Origin of the sequence: Bradyrhizobium iriomotense, assembly GCF_018130765.1 — a bacterium.
GTDB lineage: Bacteria > Pseudomonadota > Alphaproteobacteria > Rhizobiales > Xanthobacteraceae > Bradyrhizobium > Bradyrhizobium iriomotense_A.
In genome coordinates this window covers 71,091-88,734 of sequence record NZ_JAFCJZ010000027.1, presented here as the reverse complement: position 1 = coordinate 88,734, position 17,644 = coordinate 71,091, and the positions used below count along the sequence as shown (strand labels likewise).

Annotated in this window: 18 protein-coding genes; 7 read left to right on the top strand and 11 right to left on the bottom strand. The window is 65.4% G+C overall.

Features of this window, described 5'->3' with window-relative positions; genetic code table 11:
* Position 1 precedes the first annotated feature (1 nt).
* The 9 genes from JQ635_RS33700 to JQ635_RS33660 form a co-directional block, all read right to left on the bottom strand.
* Entirely contained in the window at positions 2-742 is a 741-nt protein-coding gene (locus JQ635_RS33700) for an ABC transporter ATP-binding protein (protein WP_211414078.1), read from the bottom strand.
* Positions 739-1,587, bottom strand: a complete 849-nt coding sequence (locus JQ635_RS33695; protein WP_211414077.1) for an ABC transporter ATP-binding protein — start codon at positions 1,585-1,587, stop codon at positions 739-741. The genes JQ635_RS33700 and JQ635_RS33695 overlap by 4 nt, the downstream gene beginning before the upstream one ends.
* Entirely contained in the window at positions 1,587-3,410 is a 1,824-nt protein-coding gene (locus JQ635_RS33690) for an ABC transporter permease (protein ID WP_211414076.1), read from the bottom strand. Before JQ635_RS33690 ends, JQ635_RS33695 begins: the two co-directional genes overlap by 1 nt.
* A gap of 56 nt (positions 3,411-3,466) precedes the next feature.
* A complete protein-coding gene (locus tag JQ635_RS33685) occupies positions 3,467-4,624 on the bottom strand; it encodes an ABC transporter substrate-binding protein (protein ID WP_211414075.1) in 1,158 nt (385 codons plus the stop codon).
* A 58-nt stretch (positions 4,625-4,682) separates the two neighbouring features.
* Entirely contained in the window at positions 4,683-5,258 is a 576-nt protein-coding gene (locus JQ635_RS33680; protein WP_211414074.1) for an alkylhydroperoxidase domain protein, read from the bottom strand.
* Positions 5,259-5,269: 11 nt separating this feature from the next.
* The gene (locus tag JQ635_RS33675) at positions 5,270-5,869 is read right to left on the bottom strand and encodes a CMD domain protein (RefSeq protein ID WP_211414107.1); all 600 of its coding nucleotides are present in this window, start codon (positions 5,867-5,869) and stop codon (positions 5,270-5,272) included.
* 37 nt (positions 5,870-5,906) lie between these two features.
* Entirely contained in the window at positions 5,907-6,944 is a 1,038-nt protein-coding gene (locus tag JQ635_RS33670; protein WP_211414073.1) for a putative FMN-dependent luciferase-like monooxygenase, read from the bottom strand.
* Positions 6,945-7,070: 126 nt separating this feature from the next.
* Positions 7,071-7,865: a MetQ/NlpA family ABC transporter substrate-binding protein gene (locus tag JQ635_RS33665; protein ID WP_211414106.1), complete on the bottom strand. Its 795-nt coding sequence runs from the start codon at positions 7,863-7,865 to the stop codon at positions 7,071-7,073.
* Between the two features lie 3 nt (positions 7,866-7,868).
* Complete coding sequence (locus JQ635_RS33660; RefSeq protein WP_211414072.1) at positions 7,869-8,033, bottom strand: hypothetical protein; 165 nt, start codon at positions 8,031-8,033, stop codon at positions 7,869-7,871.
* 57 nt (positions 8,034-8,090) lie between these two features.
* On the opposite strand from JQ635_RS33660, the gene JQ635_RS33655 reads away from it, so the two are divergent.
* Positions 8,091-8,477, top strand: a complete 387-nt coding sequence (locus tag JQ635_RS33655) for a hypothetical protein (RefSeq protein WP_211414071.1) — start codon at positions 8,091-8,093, stop codon at positions 8,475-8,477.
* A gap of 35 nt (positions 8,478-8,512) precedes the next feature.
* Here the strand turns inward: JQ635_RS33655 and JQ635_RS33650 are convergent, their stop codons facing one another.
* Positions 8,513-9,196 (bottom strand): GntR family transcriptional regulator, encoded by a 684-nt coding sequence (locus JQ635_RS33650; protein ID WP_211414070.1) that lies wholly within the window; start codon positions 9,194-9,196, stop codon positions 8,513-8,515.
* A 123-nt stretch (positions 9,197-9,319) separates the two neighbouring features.
* Here JQ635_RS33650 and dctP point away from each other — a divergent pair, with 123 nt between their 5' ends.
* The 5 genes from dctP to JQ635_RS33625 are packed head-to-tail and all read left to right on the top strand — an operon-like array spanning position 9,320 to position 15,193.
* The gene (dctP, locus tag JQ635_RS33645; protein WP_211414069.1) at positions 9,320-10,339 is read left to right on the top strand and encodes a TRAP transporter substrate-binding protein DctP; all 1,020 of its coding nucleotides are present in this window, start codon (positions 9,320-9,322) and stop codon (positions 10,337-10,339) included.
* Entirely contained in the window at positions 10,336-10,893 is a 558-nt protein-coding gene (locus JQ635_RS33640; protein ID WP_211414068.1) for a TRAP transporter small permease, read from the top strand. Before dctP ends, JQ635_RS33640 begins: the two co-directional genes overlap by 4 nt.
* Positions 10,890-12,245, top strand: a complete 1,356-nt coding sequence (locus JQ635_RS33635) for a TRAP transporter large permease (RefSeq protein ID WP_211414067.1) — start codon at positions 10,890-10,892, stop codon at positions 12,243-12,245. Before JQ635_RS33640 ends, JQ635_RS33635 begins: the two co-directional genes overlap by 4 nt.
* Positions 12,246-12,263: 18 nt before the next feature.
* A complete protein-coding gene (locus JQ635_RS33630) occupies positions 12,264-13,673 on the top strand; it encodes a malonyl-CoA decarboxylase (RefSeq protein WP_211414066.1) in 1,410 nt (469 codons plus the stop codon).
* Positions 13,670-15,193 carry a malonate--CoA ligase gene (locus tag JQ635_RS33625; protein ID WP_211414065.1) on the top strand — a complete coding sequence of 508 codons (1,524 nt, stop codon included), beginning with the start codon at positions 13,670-13,672 and terminating at the stop codon, positions 15,191-15,193. Before JQ635_RS33630 ends, JQ635_RS33625 begins: the two co-directional genes overlap by 4 nt.
* 208 nt (positions 15,194-15,401) lie before the next feature.
* On the opposite strand, the gene JQ635_RS33620 is transcribed toward JQ635_RS33625, so the two are convergent.
* Positions 15,402-16,589 carry a CaiB/BaiF CoA transferase family protein gene (locus tag JQ635_RS33620; RefSeq protein WP_211414064.1) on the bottom strand — a complete coding sequence of 396 codons (1,188 nt, stop codon included), beginning with the start codon at positions 16,587-16,589 and terminating at the stop codon, positions 15,402-15,404.
* Between the two features lie 167 nt (positions 16,590-16,756).
* On the opposite strand from JQ635_RS33620, the gene JQ635_RS33615 reads away from it, so the two are divergent.
* Positions 16,757-17,641, top strand: a complete 885-nt coding sequence (locus tag JQ635_RS33615) for a VOC family protein (RefSeq protein WP_211414063.1) — start codon at positions 16,757-16,759, stop codon at positions 17,639-17,641.
* Positions 17,642-17,644 lie beyond the last annotated feature (3 nt).

Here is a 17,644-nt window from a genome sequence, read left to right as displayed (position 1 = left end):
GCTACGCGGCTTCGGAGCCGCCGAGATAGGCGTCGCGCACCCGCGGATCGTCCTTCAGCGCGCGCGCTGACCCTGACAGCACGATCTTGCCGGTCTGCAGCACATAGGCTTCATGCGCGATCTCCAGCGCAAGGCTGGCGTTCTGCTCGACCATGAAGACCGAGACGCCTTCCTGGTTGATGGCGCGGATCAGCTCCAGCACGCGATCGACATAGAGTGGCGACAGGCCCATGGTCGGCTCGTCCATCACGATCATCCTGGGACGGCTCATCAGCGCGCGCGCCATCGCCACCATCTGCTGCTCGCCGCCGGAGAGCGAGCCTGCGCGCTGCGACAGCCGCTGGCCGAGTTTTGGGAACAGCGTCAGCATCCTGTCGAGATCCTGCGCGACGGCATCGCGGTCGTTGCGCACGAAGGCGCCCATCAAAATGTTTTCGCGCACGCTCATGTCGGCGAACAGCCGCCGCGCCTCCGGCACCGAGGCGATGCCGCGGCGGACGATCTGCGGCGTGGACAGGCCGATCAGCGAGGCGCCGTCGAACGTGACCTCGCCCGAGCGCGGCTTCACCAGACCCAGAATGATCTTCATCGTCGTCGACTTGCCGCTGGCATTGCCGCCGAGCAGGCAGACGATGTGGCCGCGGGCGACCGTGATCGACAGGTCGAAATGCACCTGCGCTTGGCCGTAGAAGGTGTTGACATTGGATAACGCCAGCAGCGGTTCGGGTGCGCTCGTCGTCATGCCGCGCTCTCCTGCTCCGCCGCGCCCGACAGGCCGTGGCCGAGATAGGCCTCGATCACCTTGGGATCGGTTCGCACCTGTTCGCCCGGCCCTTCCGCGATCTTCTTGCCCTCGTCCATAACGATGACACGGTCGGACAGGCGCATCACCATCTCCAGCTTGTGCTCGATCAGGAGGATGGTCAGTCCTTCGGCTTTCAATTCGGCGACGAGCGCCTGCATCTCCGCGGTCTCGGTCGGGTTCATGCCGGCGGTGGGCTCGTCGAGCAGCAAGAGGCGCGGTTTGAGCGCCAGAGCACGCGCGATCTCGACGCGGCGGCGGTTGGCGTAGGACAGGCTATAGGCAGGCTGGTCGATGCGCGGCAGCAGGCGCTCGCCGAAGCGGGCGAGGATGGCCCTCACCTCCTCGCGCAGCCGCTCCTCTTCCGCCTTGACGCTCGAGGGACGCAGCAAGGCCAGGCCCAACTCGAGCAGCGGCCCGATCACCGGCACCGCCGGCTTGACGGCGCGCAAGCGCGTATGCGCGCCGATCAGGACATTGTCCATGACGCTGAGATTGCCGAACACGCGACCGAGCTGGAAGGTGCGCGCGATGCCTTCGGCGGCAAGCCGTTCCGGCGACAGGCCGGTGATGTCCTGGCCCTCGAAACGAACCGTCCCGGCATCGGGCCGATCGAGCCCGGTCACGAGATTGAACAGCGTCGTCTTGCCGGCGCCGTTCGGGCCGATGATGCTGATGAGCTCGCCCCTGGCGAGGTCGAGATCGATGGCGTCCACCGCGGTGAGGCCGCCGAAGCGGCGCGTCAGCCCGCGCAGGGACAGCATGGCGTGAAGCTGCTCCGCCATCAGATCGTCCCCAACAGGCCCTGCGGCCTGAACCGCACCAGCAGCAGCAGCACGATGCCGTAGATCAGGATGCGATACTCCGCCGCGATCCGGAAGACCTCGGGCAGGCCGACCAGCGCCACCGATCCGACAATCGCGCCGACGACATTGCCGAGCCCGCCGAGGATGACGACGGTCAGCGCCAGGATGGATTGCTGCGTGTTGAAGGTCTCGTGGTTGATGTAGGAATAGAGATGCGCGGCGATGCCGCCGCTGACGCCCGCAGCGAAGCCGCCGAAGATGAAGGCCAGCGACTTGTAGCGGTTCAGGCTGAGGCCATAGGCGCGCGCGGCGATGTCGTCGTCTCTGATAGCACGGAAGCTGCGGCCGAGATGCGAGCCGAGCAGGCGTCCTTGCAGCAGTGCCAGCACGACCATCACGGCAAAGCTGAACCAGTAGATCGAAGTCGGACTGATCAGATCGTAGCCGAACAGCGACAGCGGCGGGATGCCGGAAATGCCGATCGGACCGCGCGTCACGCTCTCCCAGTTCAGGATCACCAGCGACACGATCTCGCCGATGGCGAGGGTGGCGATCGACACATAGTGCCCGCGCAGGCGGAAGGATGGCGAGATCAGCAGCGTGCCGAGCGCAGCGCTCACCAGGCCGCCGCCGATCACGGCAAGGCCGACCGGGACGGAGAGCGTCAGCGACAGCAGCGCCGACGTATAGGCGCCGATCGCCAGCAGCGCGGCATGTCCGAGCGAGACCTGGCCCATCGTGCCCGCAACCAGCGTCAGGCTGAGCGCGAGCATGCCGAGCAGCCAGGCGTTGATCAGGGTCTGGAGCACGTAGAAGGACACCGGGAAGAACGGCAGGATCGCAAAGCCAGCGGCCGCGACGGCCAAGGCCCAGCGCGGAATGCGCACCGGACGGCTCGGCGCGATAAAGGTGCCGGTGAGCGGCTCGGGCGGCGCCTGCCGCGCGCTGGCGAACAGGCCGTTCGGCCGCAGCACGAGCACGACGACCAGCAGCAGGAAGGCGAACAAATTGCGATAGCTGGTGCCGAACACGGCAACGCCGTAGCTCTCGACGAGGCCCAGCAGCAGGCTGCCGATGACCGCGCCCGGCACGTTGCCGGCGCCGCCGACGACTTCGGCAACGACGCCCTTGAGCGTCGCCTGAAGGCTCATCGCGGTGTCGATCTGGTTGTAGTACATGCCGACCAGCATGCCGGAGACGCCGCCGAGCGCGGCGGCGATGCCGAAAACGGCCTGATTGACGCGGTTGACGTCGACGCCCATCTGCATCGCGGCGTCGCGATCCTGCGAGGCGGCGCGCACCGCCCAGCCGAGCTTGCTGTAGCGCAGGAACACGAACAGCAGCAGCGCGCTGGTGATGCCGACGCCGGCGATGAGCAGATCGAGCGGGCCGATGGTGCCGCCGCCGAGCTGGAAGCGGACATCAGGCAGCTGGCTCGGCAGCGCGCGCGGATTGGGCGAGAAGGTCAGCATCACCAGCTGATCGAGCACGAAGCTGATGCCGATCGTCGCGAGCAGCGGCGCGATGCGCACCGAATTCTGCAGCGGCCGCAGGCCGAACCGCTCGATGATCAGGCCAACCACCGCCGCGGCCGCCGCCACCACGATGATGGTGAGCGGCAGCGGCGTATGCAGCTGCACCACCGCGACCCAGCCGATATAGGCGCCGACCAGATAGATCGAGCCTTGCGCGAAGTTGATCAGCCGGCTGACGCCGAAGATCAGCGCGAGCCCGACCGCAACGAGGGCGTAGACATTGCCGACGATCAGCCCGTTGATCGTGTAGTCGAGCCAGGAAGACACGCTGATATCACCGCGAAGAGAGGAAAGCGGCCGGAGCCCCCGCTCCGGCCATCATGTCAGGTCGGCTTGCCGTCCCATAGCGCGAACTGGCCCTTGCGCACGACGAGTTCGGCGTTCATCGCGCCCTTGACGCGGCGGCTCTCGACGTCGAACGTCGCCGAGCCGAAGATGACGCTCGAGACATCCTTCACCTTGGCGAAGGCGTCGCGAATGGCGCGGCGGTCGGTGCCGCCGATCTTGACGACGGCGGCCGCCATGTTCATCGCATCATAGGAATAGGCGTTGAAGGCGTCGGGCTCCTGCCCGCCATACTTGGCCTTGAAACCGGCGATGAATTTCTTCACCTCGGGCCTGGGATCCTCGGGGAAATAGCGCGTGCCGAGATGGACGGCCTCGACCGCCTCGCCGCCGAGCTCCAGGAATTTCGGAGAGTAGACCGAGCTTGCCGCGCAGATGGTCTGCTTCAAGCCGACCTGGCGGGCCTGGCGCGCGATGAGTGCGCCGTCAGAATAATAAGAGATCAGGATCAGCCCATCCGGATTGGCATCGCGCACGCGCACCAGCGTCGAGCGGAAGTCGCGCTCCTCCGCGATGTAGCCTTCGGTCACCGCGACCTCGGCGCCGTATTCCTTGGCGGCCTTGACGAAATAGTCGCGGCTGGTCCGGCCCCAATCGGTGTTGAGATGCAGCACTGCGAGCTTCTTCAGGCCGAGGCGCTTCACGGCATAGGCCGCCAGCAGCGGCTGCTCGTCGGCCTGGCTCACAGACGTGCTCCACATGAAGTCGCCGCCCTTGGTAAAGTCGGGGTGCGAGTTGGTGAAGCCGAACTGCACGAGGCCGCCGCGCTGATAGATTGGCGAAGCCGCCATCGAGGCGGGACTCGAGAAATCGCCGAGCTCCAGCACGATGCGGGGATCGGAGACGAACTTCTGCGCGATCGCCACCGACTGGCGCGGATCGCTCTGGCTGTCCTCGAATTGATAGGCGAGCTTGCGGCCGTTGATGCCGCCGGCCGCCGTGATCTCGTCGAGCGCGAGGTCAAAGCCCTGCTTCCACTGCGTGCCATATTGCGCGTTCGGCCCGGTTAGGGGGCCGCTGACGCCGAGCAGGATCGGCTCGGCGGATTGCGCAAACGCGCTGCGCGAGAAGGCCGCGCCCGCCATCATGGCGGCGAGCGATCCTTTGACCAGGGTACGACGATCGATGTTGCTCATGCACGGCTCCATCCACTTTAGTTGATACAAGCAGCAATTCTTGTGCCGGTGAGATTGCCTATTTCGAGGGCTCGCCGAGCGACAGCATCAGCCGGTTCGCCCAGTTGAAGAACGAGGCGCCGTTGATGACGTCGACAATCTCGGCGTCGTCGAGACCGGCGCGGCGCAGCTCCGCGATATTGTCGGGACCGAAGGCGATCGGCGTCTCGGCCAGTGCCACGGAGGCCTTGACCACGGCATTCCAGCGCTCGCCGAGATCGGCACCAACGCCTTCATCGAGCAGGCGCTGCACATCCTCGCGGCGCTTGGAATAGGTGCTGGCAAAGCGCGCATGCACGGAGGCGCAATAGATGCAGCCGTTGTAGCGTGAGGTCGCGGCGGCAGCGAGCTCGCGCTCGGCGCGCGGCAGACCGTCGGCGACGTTGTAGAAGATGTCCTTGTCGGTCTTGGTGCGGGCCTCCAGCACCTCAGGGTCGCGCACCAGCAGGCGGAAATATTCCGACTTGGCGCGGGCACGATCGACGAGGCCGGCAAAGTGCCGCTCGGTCAGCTCGGCCTCGGGCAGCGGATCGATCCACGACACCCAGCCGAGCTCGTCCTGGGTAAACACGACCGGCGGATTGACGGTGCTCATGATGCAACCTCCTACGCGCTTGCCGCTGCGAGCGTGCGCAAGCCGCTGACGACGCGGACCTGAAACGACAGGAACGCAACGAGCTGGGAGAACGTGACGATGCCGGTGGTCGACCAGCCGGCGGCCAGCAGCGCCTTCATGTCGGCGGATGCGGCATCGCGCGGGCGGAAGACCAGCAGATGCGCATGCTCAAACGCCGCAACGAGCCGGGCGCCGAGCTGCGGTTTGCGTTCCGCGCTGACGCGATAGATCAAGCCGGCCTTGTTCTCGACCGACAATGGTCCGGCCGGAAAAGCGCCATAGGGACCCGACGTCTTGCCGCGCGCGATTTCGACCTGGATCGGCTCGATGAGCGCCGCTCCATCCGCGTTCGCTGCGAGCTTCTCGCGATAGAAGGCGGCGACGGGGGACTCGCCATGGAGCCCGGTCACGAAGGCCGCGACCGCAGCGCGTTCGGCAAGCGAAAAATCGCCGGCGTCGATCGGCTCGAACAGCGAGAGATAGCTCTTCTGCGCGTTCTCGCGCGCCTGCAGGCGGCGCGCGCGGATGGCGTCCAGGGTGGAGCCGGGCTCGATGCCGGCGAGCGTGTCGATGATATCCTTCGGTGCCATCATTCAGCCTCGTGCAACGCGATCACATTCATCCGGACTAGTCTGCGAGGGCAACGTCTTTGGCCGCCGTCCGGGTCCAGCCCAGCGCGGGCGCCACCTTCTCCGCGACCAGCTCGATCGAGCGCAGGACATAGGGATGCGGCGCATCGACCGAATGCACCTGGAAGACCAGATCGGTCACCCGCTCCAGCGTCGCATCGGTGCGGAGCGAGGCGATCACCTCGTCGGCAGCGCCGACATGGGTGTCGAACGCCGCGATCATCTCCTCCAGCGTCTCGCCCGGCGGAAGGTGACCGCCCTTCATGAATTGCGGCAGCGCGCGGCGCAGTCCGAGATCGGCAAGCCGCATCGCCTCGCGATGGTCGTCGGCGACGAAGACGCTGCGCGAGGCCATGATGCGCGGCTCGCAGCCTGGCGGCAGCGCTTCGAGATAGGCGTCGATGATCGGGTTCTGGATCTCGGCGAGCGTCGCCTTCGGCGCGTCCTTGGATCGCGGCTGGGTGCGCGAGAGCAGAAGGCCATCACCGGCCTTGCCGGCCCGGGCGCCGCCGGCGACGGAGAACGTCGCCTGCCAGATGCGCTTGTCCAGTTGCGGCCGCTGCGGATAGAGCGTGTCGCCGCCGTCGAGCGGCTTGCCGGTCAGTGCCTTGCGGACGATTTCGAGATTGCGCGCAAAGATCTCATTGCGCTGGGCGCCGTCGAGGCCGAAGGCGGCGAAGGCCGACGGGTTGCCGCCGGTGCCGACGCCGAGCTCGAAGCGCCCGTTGCAGAGAAGATCGAGCACCGCAGCGTCCTCCGCCACCCGCACCGCATTCTCCAGCGGCAGCGTTACGATGCCGGTGCCGAGGCGGATGCGCGAGGTCTGGGCTGCGACATAACCGAGGAAGGTGAAGGGCGACGGCAGACCGCCCTCGCGCTCGTGAAAATGATGTTGCGCGATCCACGCGGAATCGAGCCCGGCCTTCTCGGCGCGCACGATCTGCTCGGCGGCGAAGCGATAGCGGTCCGCCGGCGGCGCCTCGTCGAGCAGCCGCGTGAAGAAGCCCAGGCGTTTCAGATTTGCAAAGCGTTTCATACGATCCCTGTCGGGCGAGGATGGGCCCCGATGATGTCGGTTGCCGCAGCTTCAGACAAGCGGGCATTGCGCAAGGCTGCCCGCCGGATCATCCCTCCCGCGCTGGACTCTCGCTGGGCAGACTGCCTACCAGCTCGGCAGCACCGCGCCCTTGAACTTGGTCAGGACGAACTCCTTGACCTCGGGCGTGTGATAGCTGTCCACCAGCACCTTGACCCAGGGCTTGTCCTTGTCGGCGGTGCGCACGGCGATCAGGTTCACATAAGGACCCTTCGGGTCCTCGCGCAGGATCGGGTCCTTGACCGGATCGAGGCCCGCCTGGGTTGCATAATTGGTGTTGATCGCGGCTGCGTCGACGTCGTCGAGCGCGCGTGGAGCCTGCGCCGCATCGACCTCGATGAATTTCAGCTTCTTGGGATTCTCGGTGATGTCGAGCACGGTCGGCTTGAAGCCCGTGCCGTCCTTCAGCTTGATCACGCCCTTGTCGCGGAGCAGCAGCAGCACGCGGCCGCCATTGGTCGGATCGTTCGGGATCGAGACCTTGCCGCCCTCGGGGATATCGGCGAAGGCCTTGTGCTTCTTCGAATAGACGCCGATCGGGAAGTTCACGGTCAGAGCGACAGCCTCGATCTTGTAGCCGCGGTCGGCCTTCTGGTTGTCGAGATAGGGCTGGTTCTGGAACGAATTGGCCTGGATCTCGCCGGCATCGAGCGCAGCGTTCGGCACCACGTAATCGGAGAACTCGATCAGCTGGATGTCGAGCCCCCGCTTGGCGGCGATCGGCTTCACGGCTTCGAGGATCTGCGCGTGCGGCCCCGGCGTCACGCCGATCTTGATGGTCTCGGCCGCGGCTGCGGCGGACCATGCGGCGAGCACGGCCGACAGGATCAGGGGAAGGCGAAACGACATCTTGGTCTCCATCACTCAACGACAATCATTGGAACCGTATTCGCTTCTCCGCAGCGCGAAATCAATAAAAAGGAAATCCATATTGGCGGCCTTCGGCGGGCGAGCCTTTCTCCATTCGGCCTGAAACAGGAAACGAATTCGCGGCGACGACGGCGCCATAGCAAGCGTGAGGCGCATCACGGCGAAGCAGCTCCCGAAGAGCGAAACTGGCGAGAACCACCAGCCAGGAGAGCCGTCATGACCGCCCTCACCGCTCCGAAATTCGCGGCCCATAATCGCCTCGAATGCTTTGCGCTGTACGCCGTCTTCCAGGGCGTGCCGCTCTATTCCAGCGTCGTCCTGATGATGAAGCTCGTGGCGGCCTCCGCGATCGTCAGCGAGCGCTATGGCGCCACCATCTTCATCGTGCTCGCGGCGACTTTCCACGGTCTCATGACGCCCTGGCTCGCGGCGAAATTTCCGCGCGCCTTCAGGCACAACAGCGCGCCGATGTTCGGCGATGCCACGCTGTCCTTCACTGAAAAGGTCTCGCGCTGGCTGGCTGAGCCGAAGACGGCGGTGGAGCTGCTGACGAATGTGCTCTTGATGTCGGTGCTGGCAATCGGTGTCGCCAGCATCAGGTGAGGCGGAGCCTGGAGCCGACGCTCGTCAGCCCGCCTCTATTTCGCCGTCCCGCTCCTGCCGGCGGCATCCGAACGTCGATCGCCGGCAAGGCCGAGCACCATGTCCGAGAACCGCTCGCCCTGCACGAGAACGTGGTCGTGCAGCCGCGTCGCGGCGAGTTGCTCGTCGCCGGCACGGATCGCTTCGAGAATCCCGGCGTGCTCCTGGAGCGATTGCAGCAGACGATTGCGCGCCCGAAGCTGGATGCGGCGATAGGCGCTCAAGCGCTTGTGCAGGGCGAACGCCTGATCGGCCAGGAAGCTGTTGCGGCTGGCGCGATAGATCGCTTCATGAAAATTGCGGTTGTCCGCGTAGTACTGCTCGCTGTCGCCTTCGTGCGCGGCAATCTCGCAGGCGCGGTGAGCCGTCTCCATCGCCGCGTCATTGTCCGGCGTCAGCCGGCGCGCGGCCAGCCGTCCGCAGGCGCTTTCGATCTCGGCCATGGTCTCGAACATCTCGAACAGCCGGGTCGGTGAGGGAACGCTGACGATCGCACCCCGGCGCGGGCGGACATCGATGAAACCTTCGGCGCCGAGCTGAAGCAACGCCTCCCGGATGGGGGTGCGCGACACCCCGAATCGCTCCGCGAGCGAGGCCTCGTCCAGGCGATCGCCCGGCAGGAATTCCCCTGCAATCACAGCGTCTTCGATCGACTGCTTCAGTCTGAAGGCCTGGCTCATTGTATGCACCTTATCGGCTAATTCCATACCATAGACTTGACAAAACATACAGCATGCAGTTCATATACAAATTGTATGCAAGATTAGAAACAAAAAATGCAATCTAGCAACGGGAGGTATGGAATGAGGATTTCAAGACGCCAGGCCCTGGCTCTGGGGATCGCAGCCCCGGCACTGCTCCGGTTCGGAGAGGCGCACGCGGCCACGGCCCTGAAGATCTCGCACCAGTTTCCGGGAGGCACCGCGACCGAGGGCGATTTCCGCGACCGGCTCTGCCGGCGCTTTGCGGCGCTGATCCAGGAGCGCAGCAAGGGCGCGATGACCGCCGAGATCTATCCGGGCTCGTCGCTGATGAAGACCAACGCACAGGTCTCGGCGATGCGCAAAGGCGCGCTCGACATGAGCCTCATCCCGATCTCCTACGCCGGCGGCGATCTTCCCGAACTGAACATCGGCCTGATGCCGGGCCTCGTCACCGGTTACGACGAAGGCCTCGGCTGGAAGAACAAGCCGATCGGCCAGGAGTTCGGCAAATTCCTCGCCGCCAAAGGCCTCGTCATCATCACCTGGATCTGGCAGGCCGGCGGCGTCGCCAGCCGTGCGCGTCCGCTGGTCGAGGTCGGCGATGCCAAGGGCATGAAGATCCGCGGCGGCTCGCGCGAGATGGATCTCGTGCTGCAGGCGGCCGGCGCCTCGGTGCTGTCGCTGCCCTCCAACGAACTCTATGCGGCGATGCAAACCGGCGCGTGCGATGCCGCCCTCACCTCGTCCACCAGCCTGACCTCGTTCCGCCTGGAAGAGCTCGCCAAGCATCTGACGACCGGGCGGGCCAAGAGCTACTGGTTCATGCTCGAGCCGCTCGTGATGTCGAAGGCGGTATTCGACCGGCTTTCGAGCGAGGAGCGCGACATCATCGTCTCGGTCGGCGCCGAGCTCGAAGCGTTCGGCCGCACTGCTGCGGTGGAGGACGACGTCCGCGTGGCCAAGGTCTACCAGGCCGCCGGCGCGACGGTGCACGATCTCGACGACAAGACGGTTCAGGTGTGGCGGGAGCTTGCCCGCGACACGGCCTGGAAGGACTACGCCAACAAGAACGAGAACTGCGCCCGCCTGATCAAGCTTGCCATGGAGGCCGGCTCATGAGCGCGCACGGCATCGATCTCGGCCATTCAGCCACAGTGACGGCGGCGCGCCCCGGATCCCCGGTGGGACGGATCGCCCGCGCGATGAGCCTGCTCAACAGGACGATCGTCGTGCTCTGCTCGATCGCGCTCATCGTCGCGAGCACGATCCTCAGCTACAGCGTGGCCGCGCGCTACTTCTTCAACGCGGCAACCTATTGGCAGGACGAGGCCGCGGTGTTCCTGCTGGTCGGTGCCACGTTCCTGTCCACCGCGTTCGTGCAGGCCGGGCGCGGCCATATCGGCATCGAGGCCCTCACCGGCTATCTGTCGAAGCGCGGCAACGCGATCCGCATGCTCGTGGTCGACATCGCGAGCCTGCTGTTCTGCTGCTTCTTCGCCTGGAAATCCTGGACGCTGCTCCACGAAGCCTGGGTGGACGGCCAGGTGTCTGGCTCGACCTGGGCCCCGCCGCTGTGGATCCCCTACAGCATGATGTCGCTGGGCATGACGCTGATGACGCTGCAGATCGCGCTTCAGCTCGCCGCGAGCGTCGACGCATGGAGGAGCAAATGAGCACGCTTGCCGTCGGACTGATGTATGGTGGTGCGACCCTCGCCGTCATGGCCTCGGGCATGCCGATCGCGCTGGCGCTCGGCGCGGTCGCCGTCGTCTTCATGTATTATTTCATGCCCGCCGCATCGCTCGATACGGTGACGCAGAACGTCTACGAGGAGATGGCCTCGATCACGCTGCTGGCGATCCCGCTCTTCATCCTGAAGGGCGCCGCGATCGGCAAGTCGAAGGCGGGACAGGATCTCTACAGCGCGCTGCATGTCTGGATGGGCCGCATTCCCGGCGGTCTCGGCATCGCCAACGTCTTCGCCTGCGCGCTGTTCGCCGCGATGGCCGGATCCTCTCCGGCCACCTGCTCGGCGATCGGCTCGGCCGGCATTCCCGAGATGCGCAAGCGCGGCTATTCCGGCGGCTTCGCCGCGGGCGTGATCGCCGCCGGCGGTACGCTCGGCATCCTGCTGCCGCCTTCGATCACCATGATCCTCTATGCGGTCGCGGCGGAGCAGTCGCTCGGCCGTCTCTTCCTCGCAGGCATCGGGCCGGGCCTTCTCCTGGTGCTGCTGTTTGCGACCTATGCGGTGCTGAGGTTCAAGGCCGAATACAAAGCGGCGCAGCGCGCCTATGCGGCCGATCCGGCGCAGCATCCGATCCTGTCGAACGAGCGCTTCACCATGGCGATGCGGTTCGGCGCGCTGCCGCGCGTGCTGCCCTTCGTCGTGCTGCTCAGCGGCGTCATGATCGCGCTCTATGGCGGGTACGCGACGCCGTCGGAAACCGCCGGCCTCGGCGGCATCCTGGCGCTGGTCCTGATCGCCTCGATCTACGGCGTGTGGCGCCCGCGGGATCTCGGCCCGATCCTGGAATCGACGCTGAAGGAATCGACCATGCTGATGCTGATCATCGGCATGTCGCTGCTCTACTCCTACGTGATGAGCTATCTCCACATCAGCCAGGGCGCGGCACAGGCGATCGTCGCGATGCAGCTGTCGCGCTGGGTGCTGCTGGGCGCGATCCTGGTCCTGGTGGTCGTGCTCGGCTTCTTCCTGCCGCCGGTCTCGATCATCCTGATGACAGCGCCGATCATCCTGCCGCCGCTCAAGGACGCCGGCTTCGACCTGATCTGGTTCGGCGTGGTGATGACGATCGTGATGGAGATGGGCCTCATCCATCCGCCGGTCGGGCTCAACATCTTCGTCATCAGGAACATCGCACCCGACATCCCCCTGCGGGACGTGATCTGGGGAACGCTGCCTTTCGTCGTGCTGATGGCCCTTGCGGTCGTCCTGCTGTGCCTGGTGCCGTCGATCTCGACCTATCTGCCCAACCTCGTGATGGGTCCGCCATCGCGATAACCCGAGGAGGCACGAACCATGCTGAACGACATCCGATCCGGACGCATCGCCGCGCCCGAATTCCTGCAGGGGCTGATCGACACGTTGACGCAACGCGGCCGCGCGGTCCTGGGCATGAAGGCGGAACGGGACGGGAGCGAAGATCGCGACCTCGAGCTTCTCGGCGAGGCGCTGCTGTCGCGGCGCGGCGAGGCCTCCGGCGTTGCGATCGCGCAATCGCTGCTCTCAGCGTTCGAAGCCGCGGCCGAGCCGCAGCGGCTCAAATTTCTATCCTCGCTCGCCGACCGGTTCGGGCCGGACCGTCGCGCGATCGAGCTCGCGATCGCCGCCTATCAGCGCAAGGAGGGCGGCGACGGAAGCAAGCTCGAGGCGCTCCATGCCGCCGCGGAGCCGCGCCGGCAGGAACTGATCCGGCGCCTCAACCTCGCGCCCGGCGGGACGTCGTCACTGGTGCGGATGCGCGAGGTGCTGCTGTCGCTGCTGCGCGCGCATCCCGAGCTCCAGGCCGTCGACGACGATTTCGTCCATCTGTTCTCGTCCTGGTTCAACCGGGGTTTTCTGGTGCTGCGGCCGATCGACTGGACCACCTCGGCGAACATCCTGGAGAAGATCATCAGGTATGAAGCCGTCCACGCCATCCAGGACTGGGACGATTTGCGCAACCGGCTCGAACCGCCGGACCGCCGCTGCTACGCGTTCTTTCATCCGCAGCTGGTCGACGAGCCGCTGATCTTCGTCGAGGTCGCGCTCACCAGGGAGATTCCCGGCGCGATCGGCCCGCTGCTGGACAAATCGCGCCAGGCGATTGCCGCGCGCGAGGCGACCACCGCCGTGTTCTACTCGATCTCGAACACGCAAAAGGGCCTTGCCGGCGTCTCCTTCGGTAATTTCCTGATCAAGCAGGTGGTGCAGGATCTCGCCCGCGAGCTGCCGAACCTGAAGACCTTCGTCACCCTGTCGCCGGTGCCCGGCTTTGCCGGTTGGGTCCGGCGCGAGCACAAGACCGAGGCCTCCGCCGCGATCGACGAGGACACAAGGCGGGCGATGGCCGCGCTCGATGAGGGCGGTGACATTGCGAACGCCAAGGACGCCATCACGTCACTGGCCGCCTATTACTTCCTCAAGGCGAAGCTGCCGTCGGGTAAGCCGGTCGACCCGGTCGCCCGCTTCCACCTCGGCAACGGCGCGCGCCTGGAGCGGCTGAATTTCCTGGGGGATGCTTCGGCCAAGGGCATGAAGCAGTCGTACGGGCTGATGGTGAACTATCTCTACGCGCTCGAGCACATCGAGGCGAACCACGAAGCCTTTGCGGAAGCCGGCACCGTCGTCGCGTCCGACAAGGTGAAGAAGGCGCTTCGCGCGAAATTGTCATCGCGCGACCTCGTTCCCAGTCCTCACACCAACTCGCAACGGAAGATCTCGTCATGACCTCGAACCTGTATGATCGCATGCTCGCCGGCGCGGAGTCCGACCCATCCATCTGCATCGAGAAGGACGACGGCACGACGTTGAGCTATGCCGACCTTGCCGCGCTGAGCGGCAGGTTCGCGAATTTCCTTACGAGGATCGGCATTGGCCCGGACCACCGCGTCGCGGTCAAGGTGGAGAAATCCGTCGAGGCCGTCGCGCTCTATCTTGCAACGCTGCGCACTGGCGCGGTCTATCTGCCGCTCAACACCGCCTATACGCCGACTGAGACCGAGTATTTCATCCGCGACGCGCAGCCGACATTGATCGTGTGCGATCCCCGGGAAGAGGCCGATTTGCGCGCCATCGCCGCCAAGGCAGGCGGCCGGGTCGAGACGCTCGATCACCACGGCAAGGGCTCGCTCGCCGATGCCGCGGCAGGCTTTCCGACGGGATTCGACACCGTCTCCAGGACGAATGACGATCTCGCCGCCATCCTCTACACCTCGGGCACGACCGGCCGCTCGAAGGGAGCCATGCTGACGCACGGCAACCTTTCTTCGAACGCCCTGACGCTCGTCCAGGAGTGGCGCTATTCGAGCAAGGACGCGCTGATCCATGCGCTGCCGATCTATCACGTTCACGGGCTCTTCGTGGCCTGCAACGTCAGCTTCGCCGCGCGCGCGCGCATCCTGTTCATGCAGAAGTTCGACGCCGAACGGATTCTGGCAACGATGGCGCGCAGCACCGTGCTGATGGGCGTGCCGACCTTCTATGTCCGCCTGCTCGAGAGCGCGAAGCTGAACGAGCAAGCCACCTCCAACATGAGGCTGTTCGTCGCCGGCTCGGCGCCGCTTCTGGCCGAAACACACCGGGCCTGGAAGGAGCGGACCGGGCACGCGATTCTGGAACGCTACGGCATGACCGAGACGGGAATGATCGCCTCCAATCCCTACGAGGGCGCGCGCATTGCCGGCTCGGTCGGCCGGCCGCTTCCCGCCGTCGAGGTTCGCGTCACCGATCCCGAGACCGGCGCAATCCTCCCCGTTGGCGACGTCGGCATGATCGAGGTGAAGGGGCCGAATGTGTTCGCAGGCTACTGGAACATGCCGGACAAGACCGCTGCAGAATTCCGCGCCGATGGCTTCTTCATCACCGGCGATCTCGGCAAGCTCGATGCGGACGGTTATCTCCACATCGTCGGCCGCGGCAAGGATCTCATCATCACCGGCGGCTTCAATGTCTATCCGAAGGAGATCGAGACCGAGATCGACGCCATTGACGGCGTATCGGAAAGCGCCGTGGTCGGCGTGCCGCACGCGGACTTCGGCGAGGGCGTCACCGCCGCCGTGGTCCGCTCGCCCAATTCGTCGGTCGACGAGCGCGCCATTCTCGACGCGCTGTCGGGGCGCCTCGCGAAATTCAAGCAGCCCAAGCGCGTTATCTTCGTCGAGACGTTGCCGCGCAACACCATGGGCAAGGTGCAGAAGAATCTGCTCCGCGAGCGCTTCGCCACCATTTACACGACCAAGGCCGGCTAGGATCGAGCAGCGGCAGGCCGCGTGCTGCAAGTATGGCCATTTCCTGGCCGCGGCAACGAATCTGTCGCCGGAGCAACACTACGAAACTTGATGCGTTTGCGCGGGACAGGTTAGCGTTGCCTTGCGGCCTTAGAACTTCCCCAAGTTCCTCTAGATCGCACTGGACCGCCGACTGAACGTTTCAGCCGGCGGTCCAGTCCAGCCTCCGCTAGACGATGCCACTCTGCCGAAGAGCAGCGATCGCCGCGTTGTCATAGCCGAGCTCGGCGAGGATTCGATCGGTATGTTCGCCGAGCGTAGGCGGGCGCGCCGCGATCTCTCCCGGCGTTTCCGACAGCCGCACGGCGGCGCGCACCACCGGCGCAGGCTTCGGCAAGCCAGGATAGTCGACATCCTGCATGAAACCGGCGGCGCGGATGTGCGGATGATCGAGCGCCTGCTGCGGGCTCAGCACGGGCCCGGTCGGGATCATCGCCTTGCCCAACGTATCGACAGCCTCCTGCGTAGTGCGCTCGGCGCACCAGCGCGCCATCCGCTCACTGATGATGGCGCCGTTATTGCCGCGGCTGATGTCGTCGGCAAAGCGCGGATCGTTCAGCCACTGCTCCTCCTCGCCCATCAGTTTCGCCCAGCGCTTGAACAGCGGATGTCCGGTGACCTGGCACAGCACCCAGCCGTCCTTGGTGCGGTAGATGTCGGCCGGCGCTGCCGTCTGGCCGAGATTTCCTGTCGGAACGCGATTGACGTTGATGACGGCCTGCTCGATCAGCGTGGCATTGGTGAAGGACAACGCGGTGGCCAGCAGCGCGCCCTCGACGATCTGCCCGCGGCCGGACTTGCCGCGCTCGATCAGCGCGGCGAGCGTCCCGAACGCGCAATGCAGCGCGGTTCCGAAATCGACCCAGTTCACCGCGGCGCGGTAGGGCGGATCGCCGGCACCGGTCATGTACACTGAGCCCGACATGACCTGGCCGACACCGTCGAAGCCGACGCGGTCGGACCACGGTCCCGGCCCGCCGAACGCCGTTGCCGTGGTCAGGATGATGTCGGGCTTGATCGCTCGAAGCGAGTCGTAATCGAGCTTCATCGCGTGCAGGGTCTGCGGCGGCAGATTGGCGACGACGACGTCGGCGGTCGCGATCAGGCGGCGCATCACCTCCTGCCCTTCCGGCGTCATCGGATCGAGCGTGATGCACTTCTTGTTGCGATTGATCTGGAGGAACAGCGCGCCTTCGCCGCCCTCACCGACCGGCGCGACGAAGCGGTCCTCGCTGCCGTCGCGCTTCTCCACGCGAATGACCTCGGCGCCGAATTCGGCCAGCAGGGTCGCGCAATACGGCCCCGCGATGTAGCGCCCGAAATCGAGGACGCGCACGCCTTCCAGAACTCCCCCCATAGGTCCTTTCCTTGATGTCTTTTGCCCAGATTACAGGGACTGGTTGCCGCGGCAAGGTGGCGAAAGACGTGATGCCCGCCCTCAAGATGTGATCGCCGAACTGTTTCGGCTGACGGAAATTGTGCTCTAGTATGGCCTGTCCATCCCCTCATCCAGAGCGCACAGCCATGCCGCAACAATTCGATCGATCCGCAGAAGATCTCGGCAACGCGATTCATTTCGAGCACGTCAACATCCAGGTCCCGGACCAGCGCCTGGCGACATTATTCTACGTCACGGGACTTGGGCTCACCCGCGATCCCTATCTGATGGTGTCCGACACCAACATGTGGATCAACGCCGGACGGAGCCAGTTCCACCTGCCGAGCGGCAGGCCGCAGGTGTTGCGCGGCCATACCGGCCTCGTCATCGAGGGACGCGAGGCGCTGCTAGCGCGACTGGCATCGGTCGCGAAGAAGCTCGAAGGCACCGCCTTCACCTTCTCCGAGCACAATGACCATGTCGAGGCCGTCTGCCCGTGGGGCAACCGCATGCGCGTTTATGAGCCGGACGCGGCGCGCTTCGGCCGCATCACGCTCGGCATTCCCTATGTCGAGTTCGAGGTGCCGATTGGAACGGCGCTGCCGATCTGCGCCTTCTATCCGGAGGTCATGGGCATGCCCGCTAGTTTGCGCAATGGCGACGGCACCGTTGCGGCGGTGAAGACGGGCCGCGACCAGCATCTCTTGTTTCGCGAGACCGACCGGCCGCTGGGCGACTATGACGGGCACCACGTCCAAATGTACATCACCGACTTCTCCGGCCCGTACCGCAAGCTGCTCGCACGCAATTTGATCTCGCGCGAGGACAACCAATATCAATACCGGTTCTGCGACATCGTCGATCTCGACAGCGGCAAGCCTCTGTTCACGGTCGAGCACGAGGTGCGCAGCGCGACCCATCCGATGTTCATGCGGCCGATGGTCAATCGCAATCCAGCGGTCAACAACCGCAATTACGCGTTCGGCCACGATCAGACGTCGTGGGCGATGGGGCCGGATCAGTACGACTGAAAG